This is a genomic window from Pseudomonas sp. E1MeOHC2, assembly GCF_058745025.1.
This window is the reverse complement of sequence record NZ_CP196675.1, coordinates 2,991,358-3,006,701: the sequence shown is the minus strand read 5'-3', so window position 1 is coordinate 3,006,701 and position 15,344 is coordinate 2,991,358. Positions and strand designations below refer to the sequence as shown.

Sequence of the window (15,344 nt, the reverse complement as noted above, 5' to 3'; positions counted from 1 at the left end):
AGGATATGTGTGCACGGGCACCGGCTGAATTTACCGATTCGGCCTTGTGATCTGAGCAATTCTAGTGATAATGGTTTTCATTTGCGACAGTCTTGCACCTATTCGACCTACGATGAATGCGCCCTTCTCCCCGCCGAACAGTACCGAGCCGTGCAGCGTCGAGACGTTGTACATCGAGAATCACGCCTGGTTACGCAACTGGCTCGCCTACCGGCTGAGGTCGTGGGGACGCGGGGTGGCCGACGATCTGGCGCATGATATTTTCCTGCGGGTACTGACCAGCCGAGAGGGCGCGCGGGTCGAACCGATCCGGCAACCACGCGCCTACCTGACCCGCATCGCCAACTGTGTGCTGGTCAGTTGGCGGCGTCGGCAGTCGCTGGAACGTGCCTGGCTCGAAGCCTTGCTGCTGCTGCCAGAACCCGAGCACCCTTCGCCTGAGCTGCAAAGCGTGATCCTTGAAACCCTGCACGAGATCGACAGGGTGCTCGACACCCTGCGCCCACGCGTAAGGCAGGCGTTTCTGATGGCAACGCTGGACGGCATGAAACAAAAGGACATTGCCGCCGCCCTGAACATCGCATTGCCGACAGTCAAAAAATACATCCACGAGGCCTACCTGACCTGCCTGACGCAGATGCCCGATGAATAACAGCACGGCGACGTTTGACGATGCCATTTCTCAGCAGGTGTTAGCCCAGGCGGCCTCATGGCTGATGCTGATGCAGGAAGGGCCACTGCTGCCGGCCCAACAGCTCGAACTGGAGCGCTGGCGGCATGCCAGTGCCGAGCACGAGCGGGCCTGGAAGCGGGCGCAGCGCCTGCTTATTCGCCTCGGTAGCCTGCCGCCAATGCTGGCAAAGCAGACCCTGGATCGCCCGACAGGCAGGCGCGCTGTATTGCGCAGCCTGCTCGTGTTGATCGGTGCCGCACCGCTCAGTTGGTTGGCATGGCGCTCAGGCGCTGGCAGCGATTACCAGACGTCGGTGGGCGAGCGCCAACACGCACGGCTCGCCGACGGCACACAAATCACCCTCAATAGCGACAGCGCCGTGGACGTGCTTTTCAACAGCGCGCAACGCTTGCTGCACGTGCGCCGTGGCGAGGTATACATCGTTACCGCCGCCGACCCACGCCCGCTCATGGCACAGACCCGACAGGGCCAACTGCTGGCCCTGGGCACACGGTTCAGCGTGCGCCAACTGGGCGATGAAACCTTGCTCGCCGTGTACGAAGGCGCCGTGCAGGTAAACCCGGAGCTCGCCAGCGTGGCACCGGGCGAGAACATTATCCGTGCTGGCCAGCAAGTGCGCTTCAGCCGCGAGCGCCTGGGCAGCATCGAAGCGGTGCGTGAAACCACGCTGGCTTGGCGCAGCGGTTTGCTGGTGGCAGACGACATGCCCCTGGGTGAGTGGGCGCAAGCGTTGATGCGCTACACCCACCAGCGCCTTGAATACGCCCCCGCCTTGGCCGAACTGCGGGTGTCTGGCACGTTCCCCCTCGATGACCTGCCGCTGGCCTTGGCCATGCTCGCGAAGACCTACACGCTGCAGGTTCATGAGGCCGACAGGCAGGTGTTCATCAGCCGTTGATCAGGACTGCGACCGCAAACATACGACTCAATCACAACTGCGCGTACTTGAGCACGTACAGACACAACTCCCGATACACATCGACGGGGAGCTTTGTCATCAAACTGTGCGCCAGACCGAGGGTCTTGCAGTTGAGTTCGGCCATCGCTCGGCGATGAACCGTCCCAAGTAAACCGGCATGGACGACCTGCGCATATTGAATATACGAGCAGGGAAAGTCAGACGCAGGGCTTCGCAAGACCTTGAAGTCGACCTTCAAATGCGGGGCCTTGAAGAACGGCGTCCCCTTGTAATCACCCTGAGGGGTGAGCACGCCCTTCTCGGTACAAACGCTGTAGCATACAGGCCGGCTTGATTTGTCAGTCTCCAGTCCCCGCTGATAAATGACAATCTCGGAGTTCAGCACTTGCGTACAGGCATTCTCGAACGCATCAATGATTGATCTGGCATTGATTTGCGCCTCTTCTATTTGCGTGAGGCTTACCACCCGCTCAAGCTGTTCATCGGCGACGCTGGTGACTGCGCGATCGAGGGTAGACCAGTGACTGAACTCTTTCTGGCACGCGATCAGGTGAACTTCGGCCTGATAGCCTTTTTTGGCTGCTTCTGGAGGAAATGCTGCAAACCCAAGGTTATCGAGCGCGGTTTCCATAATGAGGCTGTAGTGGTTGTCCATTGCGTACGTACAGATCATTTCCCCCAAACGCCAGATGAAGCGCTCCGTATTGTCATAAACGTGCAACACGCCCTTGTCCTTCATCTTTTCATAGTGGGGGTGCAGTTCGCGGTAGTGCGGCTTGTACAGACGTACATGATTGGCATATTTGCCGTCTTTGAGCAGTACGTTTTCCAGCAAGAACGTCTTGCCCGCCCCTTGAGCGCCGGCAACAATAAGCATCTGGGGTTTAAATACCCCATCCCCCACGTAATTACGTTCCTTATTATCGAATAGCTCTTGAGTCAATGAACTGAACGCAGCATGCACATCTCTGTCTGTAAACGAATAGGTTTCGGTCATGGCAGAAGTTTCCTTTCATCAGCGGGGTATGAAGGCCATTAACATAAAGCGGCGATAAGCCGCACAGCGCGTAAATATCTAATACATTCGCCCCTGGACACTGCTGCCTGGCAGTTCATATCAGCGAACGTCGTAGATCACAGGCTTGCCAGCAGGGAGGCACTGTGCTGTATGCTTGCCGGGTCTTCAGGGCGGGGTGTAAGTCCCCACCGGCGGTAAATCGAAAGATGAGCCCGCGAGCGCCCCGGCCATGCCGGGGGTCAGCAGATCTGGTGAGACTCCAGAGCCGACGGTCATAGTCCGGATGAAAGAAGGCGTCAGGCAGGGGCCATTCGGGCGCCTCTGCGCGCGCGTTTTGTTCGCCCCGAGACGTTCATCGATCATTCACGAGGAGCGTTTCATGTCCCCTATGCTGCAAAAGCAATTCCCCAACATTTCTGCCGCCATTGCCGCCTTCCAGGCCGGGCGCCCTGTCCTGCTGCTGGACGACGACGACCGCGAGGACGAAGCGGACATCATCGCCGCCGCTGAAAACATCTCGTTGCAGACCATGGCCATGATGATTCGCGACTGCAGCGGCATCGTTTGCCTGTGCCTGGACGAGACCACCGTGGACGCCCTGCAACTGGCGCCGATGGTGCAGAACAACCAGGCGCGCCATGGCACCGGGTTCACCGTCACCATCGAAGCGGCGGACGGCATCACCACTGGCGTGTCGGCACAAGACCGTATTACCACCATCGCGGCGGCGCTCAGCTCGACGGCCGAGCAGCGCCATATCGTCAGCCCCGGGCACGTGTTCCCGTTGCGCGCGCGCAATGGCGGGGTGCTGACCCGTCGTGGCCATACCGAAGGTTCAGTAGACCTGGCGCGCCTGGCCGGGCTGCGGCCGGCAGCAGTGCTGTGCGAGCTGATGAACCCCGATGGCAGCATGGCGCGCGGGGAGCAGGTGATGGTTTATGCGCGGCAGTACAATTTGCCGGTGCTGACCATTGAAGAGCTGGCGCGGTATCGCGAGTCGATGGTGGAGCTGGAAGCTGTGACAGCTTGATGAATCCCCGGGGCCGCTTTGCGGCCCATTCGCGGGGCAAGCCCGCTCCCACAGGATCACCTCAGCCTTGCAGCCAACATTATTTCTGTGTGCGGGCTTGCCCCGCGAATAGGCCGGCACACCCAGCCTCGGCATCCCGAAAGTTTGCTCCCCCTGCCCTGCTCTGCTAGTGTCGCGCCGTTCAGAACGCCACCGAGACAGTCGCCATGGCCCGCAAAAAAGCCTCCCTCGATTTCGAGCAATCCCTCGCAGACCTGCAAGCCCTGGTCGAGCGCCTGGAGAACGGCGAGTTGTCGCTGGAAGATTCGCTGGCCGCCTTCGAGCAAGGCATCGCCCTGACTCGCGATTGCCAGGGCGCACTGGCCCAGGCTGAGCAGAAAGTGCAAATCCTTCTGGAACGCGACGGTGAGCTGGCAGCCCAGCCCTTCGACGCCGAGCCGCAAGCATGATCAGCACTTATCAGGCCAGCTGCCAGGCCCGCGTCGACGCCGCTCTCGAACCGCTGTTCGAGGCACCCACCAAAGAACTCGAACGGCTCTACGCCGCCATGCGCTACAGCGTGATGAACGGCGGCAAACGTGTTCGTCCGCTGCTCGCCTACGCCGCCTGCGAGGCGCTGGGTGCGCCTGCCGAACAGGCCAATGGCGCGGCCTGCGCGGTCGAGCTGATCCACGCCTATTCGCTGGTGCATGACGACCTGCCGGCCATGGACGACGACGACCTGCGTCGCGGCCAGCCCACCACCCACAAAGCTTTCGACGAAGCCTGCGCCATCCTCGCCGGCGACGGCCTGCAGAGCCTGGCCTTCAGCGCCCTGCTCGACCCGCGCCTGAGCCCGCAGTCCGACACCCTTCGCTTGGCCATGGTCCAGGCCCTGGCCAAGGCTGCCGGCCCGGCGGGCATGGTGGGCGGCCAGGCCATCGACCTGGGTTCGGTTGGCATCAAGCTGGACCAGCAAGCACTGGAATTCATGCACCGGCACAAGACCGGCGCGCTGATCGAAGCCAGCGTGCGCCTGGGCGCCCTGGCCAGCGCCCGCGCCGAGCAGGTGCAACTGGATGCCTTGCAGACCTACGCACAGGCCATCGGCCTGGCGTTCCAGGTGCAGGACGACATCCTCGACGTAGAAAGCGACACCGCCACCCTGGGCAAGCGCCAGGGCGCCGACATCGCCCGTGACAAACCGACCTACCCGGCCCTGCTGGGCCTGGAAGCCGCCAAGGCCTATGCCATCGAACTGCGCGACCAGGCGCTGTTCGCATTGCAAGGCTTTGGTGAAAATGCCGAGCCGTTGCGGGCGCTGGCGCGCTATATCGTCGAACGCCGCAACTGATTCATCAGGGCCGCCGAGCGGCCCCATGCTCCCCCCTCTGAATGGGCACTTTTCCCACAATGGGGTAAACTGCCGCGTCTTCACACCTATAACGACTCGCCTGATGCCCACGACGTTTCAAGAGATCCCCCGCGAACGCCCGGTCACGCCGTTGCTCGACCGCGCTGACACGCCTGCCGGCCTGCGCCGGCTGGCCGAAGCCGACCTGGAGACCCTGGCCGACGAGTTGCGCCAGGAACTGCTCTACACCGTGGGTCAGACCGGTGGGCATTTTGGCGCCGGTCTGGGCGTGATCGAGCTGACGATCGCCCTGCACTACGTCTTCGATACCCCGGACGACCGGCTGGTATGGGACGTCGGCCACCAGGCCTACCCGCACAAGATCCTCACTGGCCGTCGCCAGCGCATGCTCAGCCTGCGCCAGAAGGACGGCATCGCCGCCTTCCCGCGGCGCAGCGAGAGCGAGTACGACACCTTCGGCGTCGGCCACTCCAGCACCTCGATCAGTGCAGCGCTGGGCATGGCCATCGCCGCCCGCCTGCAGAACAGCGCGCGCAAATCGATCGCGGTGATCGGCGACGGCGCCCTGACCGCCGGCATGGCCTTCGAGGCGTTGAACCACGCCCAGGAAGTCAACGCCGACATGCTGGTGATCCTCAACGACAACGACATGTCGATTTCGCGCAATGTCGGCGGCCTGTCCAACTACCTGGCCAAGATCCTCTCCAGCCGCACCTACGCAAGCATGCGCGAGGGCAGCAAGAAGGTGCTCTCGCGCCTGCCGGGCGCCTGGGAAATTGCCCGTCGCACCGAGGAATACGCCAAAGGCATGTTGGTCCCCGGCACCCTGTTCGAAGAGCTGGGCTGGAACTACATTGGCCCAATCGACGGCCACGACCTGCCGACCATGATCGCCACCCTGCGCAACATGCGTGACCTCAAAGGCCCGCAGTTCTTGCACGTGGTGACCAAAAAGGGCAAGGGCTTCGCCCCCGCCGAGGTCGACCCGATTGGCTACCACGCCATCACCAAGCTCGAACCTGCCGACAAGCCCGCCGCGCCGAAGAAGGCCAGCGGGCCAAAGTATTCCGCCGTGTTCGGCCAGTGGCTGTGCGACATGGCGGCCAGCGACAAGCGCCTGGTCGGTATCACCCCGGCGATGAAGGAAGGCTCTGACCTGGTCGACTTCAGCGAACGCTACCCGGAGCGCTACTTCGACGTAGCGATCGCCGAGCAGCACGCCGTCACGCTGGCGGCGGGCATGGCCTGCGAAGGCAGCAAGCCGGTGGTGGCGATCTATTCGACATTCCTGCAGCGCGCCTATGACCAACTGATCCACGACGTGGCGGTGCAGAACCTTGATGTGCTGTTCGCCATCGACCGCGCCGGCCTGGTTGGCGAAGACGGCCCGACCCACGCCGGCAGCTACGACCTGTCGTACCTGCGCTGCATCCCCGGCATGCTGGTGATGACCCCGAGCGACGAAAACGAGCTGCGCCAGATGCTCACTACCGGCCACCTGTACAACGGCCCGGCGGCAGTGCGCTACCCGCGTGGTACCGGCCCCAACGCCCCGATCAGTGGCGGCCTCGAACCCCTGGAAATTGGCAAGGGCGTCATCCGCCGCCAGGGTGAAAAAGTCGCCCTGCTGGTGTTTGGCGTGCAGTTGAGCGAGGCCTTGCAAGTTGCCGAGCAGATCAATGCCACCGTGGTCGACATGCGCTTCGTCAAGCCGCTGGACGAAGCACTGGTACTCGAACTGGCTGCCAGCCATGAGCTGCTGGTGACCCTCGAAGAGAACGCCATCATGGGCGGTGCGGGGGCTGCAGTGGGTGAGTTCCTGGCCAGCCAGGCCGTGGTCAAGCCGCTGCTGCACCTGGGCTTGCCGGACATCTATGTCGAGCATGCCAAGCCTGCGCAGATGCTGGCTGAGTGTGGGCTGGATGCTGCTGGCATCGAAGCTTCGGTGAAAGGCCGGATGGCAAAGCTGGGCCTTTAGATCCTTGGGGCCGCTTTGCGGCCCATCGCGACGCAAGGCCGCTCCTACAGGGACCGCGCTGATCTTTGTAGGAGCGGCCTTGCGTCGCGATCGAGGGCACAGCCCTCGCAAAATGGAACTGCCCATGAAAATCCCGAGCCTCACCGCCACCCTCCTGTGCCTGCCGCTGCCGCTTCTGGCCACTGAACGCGACAACGCCCTAAAACTCCCCGACGTATTGATCAGCGCCAACCGCCAAGTCGAGTCACGCACCGCCACCAGCGCGGCCAACACCGTCTTCACCCGCGCCGACATCGACCGCCTGCAACCCACCAACGTCACCGACCTGCTGGCCCGCGTCCCAGGCGTGCAAGTCGCGCCCACCGGGGGTCGCGGCAGCCTGCCCGGCATTTTCATCCGCGGCACCAAGGCGGCGCAGAGCCTGGTACTGGTCGATGGCGTACGCATCGCCAATGCCACCTCTGGCGACAGTGGCCTGCAATTTCTTACCGTCGATCAGATCGAGCGTGTCGAAGTGCTGCGCGGCTCCCGCTCGGCCATCTACGGCAGCGACGCCATCGGCGGCGTGATCCAGATCTTCACCCGGCGCAGTAGCGGCCCTGGCCTGCAACCGCGCCTGCGCCTGGCCGCCGGCAGCAACCAGACCTGGCAACGTAGCCTGGGCCTGGCCGGTGGCGACGACGCCACTCGCTTCAACCTGGGCGCCAGCCTGGACGAGACTGCCGGCATCGACGCCACCGGCCCGTCCTTCGCCAGCGATGGCGACCATGACGCGTACCGCAACAGGTCATTCAACCTCAGCCTCAGTCACACCTTCGGCGAACGCTTCGAGGCCGGCCTCAACCTGCTCGACAGCCATGGGCGCAGTGAATACGACAACCCGTACGGGCGCTTCGACCCGGTTACCTTCGAGAGTTTCGGGCAAAAGCCCTACACCGACTTCAGCGTCAGCAGCCTGGGCACCTACTTCGATGCCCAGCTCAGCGACACCTGGCATTCACGCCTGGAACTTGCCCACAGCGAAAACCGTGACGACAAACGCGACAAGCTCAGCGATGAGCGCTCCGTGTTCAACACGTATCGCGATCAAGTTACCTGGCAAAACGACCTGGCCTTGAACGACCGGCACACGCTGCTGATCGGCGGCGACTGGTACCAAGACCGGGTGCACGGCAGCACCGACTTCACCGAGGACAGCCGCTGGAACCGCGCCGCCTTCGTTCAACATCGTTACAAAGGTGAGCGGTTCTCCACCGAACTGGGCGTACGCCGCGACCAGAACCAGCAGTTCGGCGGCCAGACCACCTGGAGCGGTAGCCTTACCCTGCCACTGAACGCGCACAACGATGTGCTGCTGTCCTACAGCGAAGGCTTCCGGGCACCGACGTTCAACGACCTGTATTACCCACAGTTCAGCAACCCAGACCTGAGCCCGGAGCACTCTAAAAGCTACGAATTGCAATGGCGCAGCCAGCTCACCGCAGACAGCCGCCTGGAGACTTCGCTGTACCGCACCGACCTGCGCGACGCGATCATCTTTGGCCAGGACTCGATCCCACGCAATGTCGCCTCGGCGCGCATCAACGGCCTTGAACTGTCGCTGGACCAGCAATGGGGCGCTTGGCGCAGCCAACTTGGCCTGGCGCTGATCGACCCACGTGACCGCGACAGTGGCCATACCCTCGCCCGCCGAGCTCGCCGTACCTTGAGCCTGGACCTGGACCGAGCATTTGGACCGTTCAGCGTGGGCGGGAGCTGGCAGGCCGTCAGCGCCAGCTACGATGACGAAGCCAACCGCAACCGGCTCGCCGGCTTCGGCCTGCTTGGCCTGCGCGGTAGCTGGGCGGCAACGGATGAACTGAAACTGGAAGCGAAGCTGGACAACCTGTTGGATCACAGCCACAGCCGCGCCCTGTACAGCTATGAAGGCGCCAGCCACCGCTACCGCGAAGAAGGCCGCACGCTGTTGTTCAGCGTCACCTGGACGCCGGCGCTCTAGCGTCGAGCAACGCGCACAGGCGGGCGGTGGCCTCGATCATCTGCCCACTGGGCCGCTCCAACCCCTTGTCCGGCACGACCAGCAAACGATCATCGGCCACCGCAGCGAGGCGTGGCCAGGCCCTCCAGGTGTCCAGCTGGGCCTGATCACCCGCCAGAATCACCTGGGGGTTTTGCAGCAGCACCGATTCCACGCTCACCTGTGGTGCCGGCTGGCTCAGGTCGGCGAAGACATTGCGCGCGCCGCACACGGCCAGGGCATCACTGACCACCTGCCTGCCCCCGAGGGTGTACAACGGCCGGTCCCAAACCTGGTAAAACACCCGCAGCGGCTGCTCACGCCGATACTGCTCGCGCAGTTGCCGCAGCCTCTCGCGCAGGGCTTGCGCATAGTGCCGACCCTGCTCGTCACGGCCAACGCGCCGGGCGATGGCCTCGATCTGATCGATCAACTGGTTGATGTCGTGAGGTTCGGCACTGAAGGTGGCAATGCCCAGGCGCTTGAGCTGATCCCACTGTGCAGGCGCCACACTGCCGGGCCAAAGCAGCAACAGATCAGGCTGCAAGCTGAGCAGGCGCTCCATGTTCAGTTGCCCTTGGCGGCCGACCGAAGGCACATCACGCAACGCTGACGGGCGATCACCGCCGTCGAGCACGCCGACCAGCAGGTCATCGGCGTGCAGCTCAAGCATGATTTCGCTCATCGAAGGCGCCAGGCTCACGACCCGCAGCCGCTCACCGGCACTGGCGGTACAGGCGCACAGCGCCAGCAGCCAGAGGAAGACGCGCATCAGCCCAGCTGACGCGGGATGCGGTACAGGTAGAGCACCACCACAGTCGATACTGCCAGGAGGATCTGCGGCACAGCCTCAAGCCCCACCAACACGGACAGCGCGGCGACCCAGGCAGGGAAGCAGGCATACAGCATGGCCATGCGCCGCACCCGCGCCAATTCGATCCAGGCTGCCGGCTCTTCGGCGCTGCCGAGCACCTTGGAGGTGGCGATCAGCGCACGCTTGTAGGCACCAAAACGCGGCAGGCTGAGGAACATGGTCGCCGCACCGGCGATGAACAGTGGCATGGCCAGCACCGGGATCAACCCATCACCGCCACCAAATGCCCAGGCCATCACCGGCAGCGGCACCAGGCCCACCGCCAGGTATTGCCACCAGGCCAGCGCCAGGCGTCGCTTGACCTCGGCGCGAGTCACGCCTGGGGCACCTCGCCTTGGTGTTCGTTGCCCAGCATGTGCCCGAGCTTGCCGGCTTTGGTCGCCAGGTAGTAGCGGTTGTGCGGGTTGTGGCCGGTATGCAGCGGCACGCGTTCGGCAACGACGATATTCATGTCGGTCAGTGCCTTGACCTTGCGCGGGTTGTTGGTCATCAGGCGCAGCGATTTCACGCCCAGGTGCTCAAGCATCGGCAGGCAGATCGCGTAGTCTCGCTGGTCGGCAGCGAAGCCCAGGCGTTCGTTAGCTTCGACGGTATCGGCGCCACCATCTTGCAGCTCATAAGCGCGGATCTTGTTCAACAGGCCGATGCCACGGCCTTCCTGGCGCAGGTACAGCAGCACGCCACGGCCTTCGCGGGCGATGGCCTGCAGGGCGGCTTCCAGTTGCGAACCACAGTCGCAACGCTGGCTGAACAGGGCATCGCCGGTCAGGCACTCGGAGTGCAGACGCCCCAGCACCGGCTCGCCATCGGCAATATCACCCAGGCTGAGCACCACGTGCTCACGGCCGGTGGCTTCTTCGAGGAAACCATGCATGGTGAAGGTCGCAAAGGGAGTCGGAAGTTTAGAGGCGGCAACAAAGACGACGGGCACGTTGTGCTCCTGAATAAGTTGGAAATTTCTCGTGAGGCGATTGTATCAGCAGGTCGGCGCCTGCGCGCTCGTTGAATACCGACGGTTAAGATCGAAAAGTTCGATGCTTAGCAGCGCGACATCACCGCGACTGGCTGTCGGCAGCGAATGGATACGGCTGCTTCCAGTGCTCGAAAATCGGCTTCAATTCACCACTGCGCACCAGCTCGGCCATGCGCTTGTCGAACAGATCTCGCAGCGCCTTGGACTGATCATTGTGGGCGAACGCCAGGTACAGCGGTAATTCGGCTACGTGGGTTATACGAAAGCGCGCGGGGTCAGAAGCCTGGCCAAGCACGTACTCGACCTCGGTCAGCGCATCGATGTAGAAGTCCACGCGGTCATGCTCAAGCATCGGCAGAATGCCTTCGCGGCGCTGGATCTCGCGGAAGTTGTGCACATTGGGCAAGTAGCTGGCGTAATCGTAGCCACGCACCCAGGCCAGGCGATACTGGCCGACCGTGCTCGGGGTAGGCACAGGCTTGCCGGCAAGCCCCAAGGCATAGATATGGTCCATGTCGAAGTGCCAACGCGGGTAGAGGTTGTCGTCACTCTCGTCCTTGTAGGAGCCTACCCAGGCATCGGCCTCGCCACGTTTGACCAGCCCCACCGCACGGCTGTAGGGCGCGCTCTGGGTGACGACCTTGACCCCGGCAGGCTCGAACACCTTGCGCAGTACATCCCAGGCAACCCCGGTACCGTCGGCGTTGGTGTAGTCGAGCCATTCTTCGCTGACCAGATGGACCTGCTTCGGCACACCTTCGGCCGCCCCCACCCAGGGAGCAAAACCCAGCAGTATTGCCAACAGCACAGTCCTTATGGCCATTCACGCGCTCCCTGTCTCAGGCAACCGCCCACACCAGAACCTGCATGCCCAGCCAGGCAAATACGCCGGCCAGGATATCGTCGAGCATGATCCCGACCCCGCCATGCACATGGCGGTCGATCCAGCGGATCGGCCACGGCTTGAGGATGTCGAAGAAGCGGAACATCAGGAACCCTGCCAGCAACCATTGCCAGCCCTCCGGCACCAGCCAGAGGGTGATCCACATGCCGACCATCTCGTCCCAGACAATGCCTTCATGATCGTGCACGCGCAAGTCATTGGCGACTTTGCCGCACAGCCAGAAGCCAAACAGCATGGTAACGCCCAGCAACAGCCAATAACCCCAGTCCGGCAGCATCTGCCACAGCGGAATGAAGGGTATGGCTACCAGCGAGCCCCAGGTACCCGGCGCCTTGGGCAAGGTGCCGGAGCCGAAGCCGAAGGCGATGAAGTGCCACGGGTTGCGCCAGACCGAGGGCGGAACGAACTCCGCAGGCACCTGATTGGGGTGATCGGTCACGGTGTCTCCCTAAAATGTTGATAGCCGCGTTGCCGCGGGGTGATGTCCTGACCCTGCCGGTCACGCAGGCAGACGCCCTGGCCATCGAGCACCCGCCCGATGACATGGAACGCCGCCAGGCCTTGGGCCTGCAGGGATGAAAGCTGAGCCGGCGGCAAGGTGAACGCCAGCACATAGTCGTCCCCCCCGGTCAAGGCAGCCTGCACGGCAGCCTCATGACCGAGGAAGCCCTGCAGAGCGGATGACACCGGCACCTGGTCCAGGTTCACCTCAAGCGCCACGCGGGAGGCCTTGGCGATATGCCCGCAGTCGGCCAGCAGGCCGTCGGAAATATCCAGTGCAGCCGTAGCACGCCCGCGCAACAGCTGGCCCAGGGCAAACTGCGGCGAGGGTGACCAGTAGTGATCCAGCAACGGCTGGGCAAGGGCGGCATCGGCCTGGCGCTGGCCAAGGACCAACGGCAAGGCACCCGCCGCGTTGCCCAGCTCACCGCCCACGCACAACAGATCACCCGGGCGGGCACCGCCACGGCGCAACGCCTGGCCGGCCGGCACGCGGCCGAACACGGTCATGGTGATACTCAAGGGGCCGCGGGTGGTGTCGCCGCCTATAAGGCTCAGCTGGCAACGCCGGGCCATGCGGTTGAGGCCGTCAGCGTAGGCTTGCAGCCAGTCGGCGCTGACCTCGGGCAAGGTCAGGGCAAGGGTGAAACCGATGGGCGTGGCACCCATCGCCGCCAGGTCACTGGCCGCCACGGCCAGCGAGCGCTGGCCGAGCAGCAGGGGGTCGCAGGCAGCGGGGAAATGCACGCCGGTCACCAGGGTGTCGGTGGACACCGCCAGCTGCTCGCCAGCGGGCAAGTCCAGCAACGCGCAGTCGTCACCGATACCCAGAGCCACGCCTTCACCGCCTTGCGCGCAGGGCGCGGCGGCAAAGTAATGGCTGATCAGCTCGAACTCACCCATGGTCCGCCAGCGCCGGGATCAGCGCTTGTTCGCCTTGACTTCCGCTTCGCGCAGCGAAGGGGCGAGCTTGTCCAGCACGCCGTTGACGAACTTGTGGCCATCGGTGGCACCGAAGACCTTGGCCAGCTCGACACCTTCGTTGATCACGACGCGGTAAGGCACATCGACGCGCATCATCAGTTCCCAGGTGGACAGCCGCAGCACAGCCAGTTCAACCGGGTCGAGTTCTTCCAGCGCGAGCGCCAGGCAAGGCTTCAGGGCCGCGTCGATCTCGTCCTTCTTCGCCGGAACCCCATGCAGGATCTCGCGGAAGTAGGCGCCATCGACATCGGTGAAATCGTTATCGACCCGGAACTGCGCTTCGATCTCGTTCACCGACTGACGGGCCATGTGCCACTGGTACAGTGCCTGGGTCGCGAGCTTGCGGGCTTCGCGGCGCTTGGCGCTCTTCGAGGGCTTGCCGGCATCCGCAGGTTTTGGATCGCGCGGGTTGAAACGATCGCTTTCGTCGCTAATCACTTGGCCTCCAACTGCGCCAGCAGGCTGACCATTTCCAGAGCGGACAGGGCAGCTTCAGCACCTTTGTTGCCAGCCTTGGTGCCGGAACGCTCGATGGCCTGCTCGATGGAGTCGACGGTCAGAACGCCGAAGGCCACCGGAACACCGAACTCCATGGACACCTGGGCCAGGCCCTTGGTGCATTCGCCCGCCACGTATTCGAAGTGCGGGGTACCACCGCGGATCACGGCGCCCAGGGCGATGATCGCGTCGTACGCGCCTTGCTGGGCGACCTTCTGTGCCACCAGCGGGATTTCGAACGCGCCCGGGGCACGGATGATGGTGATGTCGCTTTCGCTGACACCGTGGCGTACCAGGGCATCAACGGCACCGCTTACCAGGCTTTCGACGACGAAGCTGTTGAAGCGGCCAACCACCAAAGCATAGCGACCTTTGGGGGCGATGAAGGTACCTTCGATGGTCTTCAGGGTCATTCCGATGTTCTCATCTTCAAGAGCGAGGCCGCTCGCTGGCGGCCTCGGGAGGGTTTGGACTCGAGCGTGAGGGCGCGGGCGCCGTCTCAAGTCACTCGGAGGGCACGTATTCTACAACTTCCAGATCGAATCCGGATATCGCATTGAACTTCATCGGCGAACTCATCAGGCGCATCTTGCGCACACCGAGGTCACGCAGGATCTGCGAACCGGCGCCGACGGTGCTGTAGGTGGTCGGTGCCTTGGTCGGTGCATCGCCCGCGCTTTCGCGGATGTGCGCCAGCAGCACGTCACCGTCCAGCGGGTGGCCCAGCAGCAGCACCACGCCACTGCCGGCCTCGGCCACGGCAGCCATGGCCGCACGCAGGCTCCAGCGGCCCGGCTGCTTGACCAGCAGCAGGTCGCGCAGTGGGTCCATGTTGTGCACGCGCACCAGGGTCGGCTCTTCGGCGCAGATCTTGCCCAGGGTCAGTGCCATGTGCACGTCGCCTTCCACCGCGTCGCGGTAGGTGACCAGGTTGAACTCGCCCAGCTCGCTCTCCACTGGCTGCTCGGAGACGCGCTGCACGGTACGTTCGTGGATCATGCGGTAGTGGATCAGGTCGGCGATGGTGCCGATCTTCAGGCCGTGCTCGGCGGCGAACACTTCCAGCTCGGCGCGGCGCGACATGGTGCCGTCATCGTTCATCACTTCGCAGATCACGCCGCTCGGCTCGAAGCCGGCCATACGCGCCAGGTCGCACGCGGCTTCGGTGTGGCCGGCGCGGGCCAGGGTACCGCCAGGCTGGGCCATCAACGGGAAGATGTGGCCTGGACTGACGATGTCCTCGGCCTTGGCTTCCTTGGCGGCGGCAGCTTGCACGGTACGCGCGCGGTCGGCAGCGGAGATACCGGTGGTGACGCCTTCGGCGGCTTCGATCGACACCGTGAACTTGGTGCCAAAGCCGGAACCGTTGCGCGGCGCCATCAGCGGCAGCTTGAGCGTTTCGCAGCGCTCACGGGTCATCGGCATGCAGATCAGGCCACGGGCGTGCTTGGCCATGAAGTTGATGTGCTCAGGCAGGCAGCACTCGGCGGCCATGATGATATCGCCTTCGTTTTCGCGGTCTTCGTCATCCATGAGGATGACCATTTTGCCCTGGCGGATGTCTTCGACCAGTTCTTCGATGCTGTTGAGCGCCACTCGG

General features: G+C 63.5%; 17 protein-coding genes and 1 riboswitch. Of the genes, 7 read left to right on the top strand and 10 right to left on the bottom strand.

The genetic code is table 11. From position 1 onward, the window contains the following. Positions 1-112 precede the first annotated feature (112 nt). Both ACSSU5_RS13490 and ACSSU5_RS13485 read left to right on the top strand, forming a co-directional pair. Positions 113-652, top strand: a complete 540-nt coding sequence (locus ACSSU5_RS13490) for a sigma-70 family RNA polymerase sigma factor (RefSeq protein ID WP_264310475.1) — start codon at positions 113-115, stop codon at positions 650-652. Next, entirely contained in the window at positions 645-1,592 is a 948-nt protein-coding gene (locus ACSSU5_RS13485) for a FecR domain-containing protein (RefSeq protein WP_492559086.1), read from the top strand. The genes ACSSU5_RS13490 and ACSSU5_RS13485 overlap by 8 nt, the downstream gene beginning before the upstream one ends. A 31-nt stretch (positions 1,593-1,623) precedes the next feature. Here ACSSU5_RS13485 and ACSSU5_RS13480 read toward each other — a convergent pair whose 3' ends face one another. Continuing rightward, positions 1,624-2,610 carry a zeta toxin family protein gene (locus tag ACSSU5_RS13480; protein ID WP_492559085.1) on the bottom strand — a complete coding sequence of 329 codons (987 nt, stop codon included), beginning with the start codon at positions 2,608-2,610 and terminating at the stop codon, positions 1,624-1,626. A 178-nt stretch (positions 2,611-2,788) separates the two neighbouring features. Then, positions 2,789-2,930: riboswitch (FMN riboswitch) on the top strand. An 80-nt stretch (positions 2,931-3,010) separates the two neighbouring features. On the opposite strand from ACSSU5_RS13480, the gene ribB reads away from it, so the two are divergent. The 5 genes from ribB (at position 3,011) to ACSSU5_RS13455 (ending at position 8,992) form a co-directional block, all read left to right on the top strand. Next, entirely contained in the window at positions 3,011-3,661 is a 651-nt protein-coding gene (gene ribB, locus ACSSU5_RS13475; RefSeq protein ID WP_264310478.1) for a 3,4-dihydroxy-2-butanone-4-phosphate synthase, read from the top strand. Between the two features lie 206 nt (positions 3,662-3,867). After that, a complete protein-coding gene (locus ACSSU5_RS13470; protein WP_033703432.1) occupies positions 3,868-4,110 on the top strand; it encodes an exodeoxyribonuclease VII small subunit in 243 nt (80 codons plus the stop codon). Then, positions 4,107-4,994: a (2E,6E)-farnesyl diphosphate synthase gene (gene ispA / locus ACSSU5_RS13465; protein WP_264310479.1), complete on the top strand. Its 888-nt coding sequence runs from the start codon at positions 4,107-4,109 to the stop codon at positions 4,992-4,994. Before ACSSU5_RS13470 ends, ispA begins: the two co-directional genes overlap by 4 nt. Before the next feature lie 103 nt (positions 4,995-5,097). Then, entirely contained in the window at positions 5,098-6,993 is a 1,896-nt protein-coding gene (gene dxs, locus ACSSU5_RS13460) for a 1-deoxy-D-xylulose-5-phosphate synthase (RefSeq protein WP_264310480.1), read from the top strand. A 112-nt stretch (positions 6,994-7,105) separates the two neighbouring features. Continuing rightward, on the top strand, positions 7,106-8,992 hold the full coding sequence (locus ACSSU5_RS13455; RefSeq protein WP_492561316.1) for a TonB-dependent receptor domain-containing protein: 1,887 nt from the start codon (positions 7,106-7,108) through the stop codon (positions 8,990-8,992). On the opposite strand, the gene ACSSU5_RS13450 is transcribed toward ACSSU5_RS13455, so the two are convergent. From ACSSU5_RS13450 to ribBA, 9 genes are all read right to left on the bottom strand, one after another. Beyond that, a complete protein-coding gene (locus tag ACSSU5_RS13450) occupies positions 8,970-9,782 on the bottom strand; it encodes a cobalamin-binding protein (protein ID WP_492559084.1) in 813 nt (270 codons plus the stop codon). The two genes, ACSSU5_RS13455 and ACSSU5_RS13450, sit on opposite strands and share 23 nt — an antisense overlap. After that, positions 9,782-10,201 (bottom strand): MFS transporter, encoded by a 420-nt coding sequence (locus tag ACSSU5_RS13445; protein ID WP_264310483.1) that lies wholly within the window; start codon positions 10,199-10,201, stop codon positions 9,782-9,784. The genes ACSSU5_RS13450 and ACSSU5_RS13445 overlap by 1 nt, the downstream gene beginning before the upstream one ends. Continuing rightward, positions 10,198-10,815, bottom strand: a complete 618-nt coding sequence (gene ribA, locus ACSSU5_RS13440; RefSeq protein WP_027594912.1) for a GTP cyclohydrolase II — start codon at positions 10,813-10,815, stop codon at positions 10,198-10,200. The genes ACSSU5_RS13445 and ribA overlap by 4 nt, the downstream gene beginning before the upstream one ends. Positions 10,816-10,936: 121 nt before the next feature. Next, the gene (locus ACSSU5_RS13435) at positions 10,937-11,680 is read right to left on the bottom strand and encodes a substrate-binding periplasmic protein (RefSeq protein ID WP_264310484.1); all 744 of its coding nucleotides are present in this window, start codon (positions 11,678-11,680) and stop codon (positions 10,937-10,939) included. Between the two features lie 16 nt (positions 11,681-11,696). Beyond that, the gene (locus tag ACSSU5_RS13430) at positions 11,697-12,200 is read right to left on the bottom strand and encodes a phosphatidylglycerophosphatase A family protein (RefSeq protein ID WP_264310485.1); all 504 of its coding nucleotides are present in this window, start codon (positions 12,198-12,200) and stop codon (positions 11,697-11,699) included. Beyond that, positions 12,197-13,165 carry a thiamine-phosphate kinase gene (thiL, locus tag ACSSU5_RS13425; RefSeq protein ID WP_492559083.1) on the bottom strand — a complete coding sequence of 323 codons (969 nt, stop codon included), beginning with the start codon at positions 13,163-13,165 and terminating at the stop codon, positions 12,197-12,199. Before thiL ends, ACSSU5_RS13430 begins: the two co-directional genes overlap by 4 nt. An 18-nt stretch (positions 13,166-13,183) precedes the next feature. Then, positions 13,184-13,684, bottom strand: coding sequence for a transcription antitermination factor NusB (gene nusB / locus ACSSU5_RS13420; protein WP_264310487.1), 501 nt, complete (start codon positions 13,682-13,684; stop codon positions 13,184-13,186). Next, positions 13,681-14,157, bottom strand: a complete 477-nt coding sequence (gene ribH / locus ACSSU5_RS13415; protein ID WP_003255395.1) for a 6,7-dimethyl-8-ribityllumazine synthase — start codon at positions 14,155-14,157, stop codon at positions 13,681-13,683. Before ribH ends, nusB begins: the two co-directional genes overlap by 4 nt. A gap of 91 nt (positions 14,158-14,248) precedes the next feature. Then, entirely contained in the window at positions 14,249-15,340 is a 1,092-nt protein-coding gene (gene ribBA, locus ACSSU5_RS13410) for a bifunctional 3,4-dihydroxy-2-butanone-4-phosphate synthase/GTP cyclohydrolase II (protein WP_264310488.1), read from the bottom strand. Between the last annotated feature and the right edge of the window lie 4 nt (positions 15,341-15,344).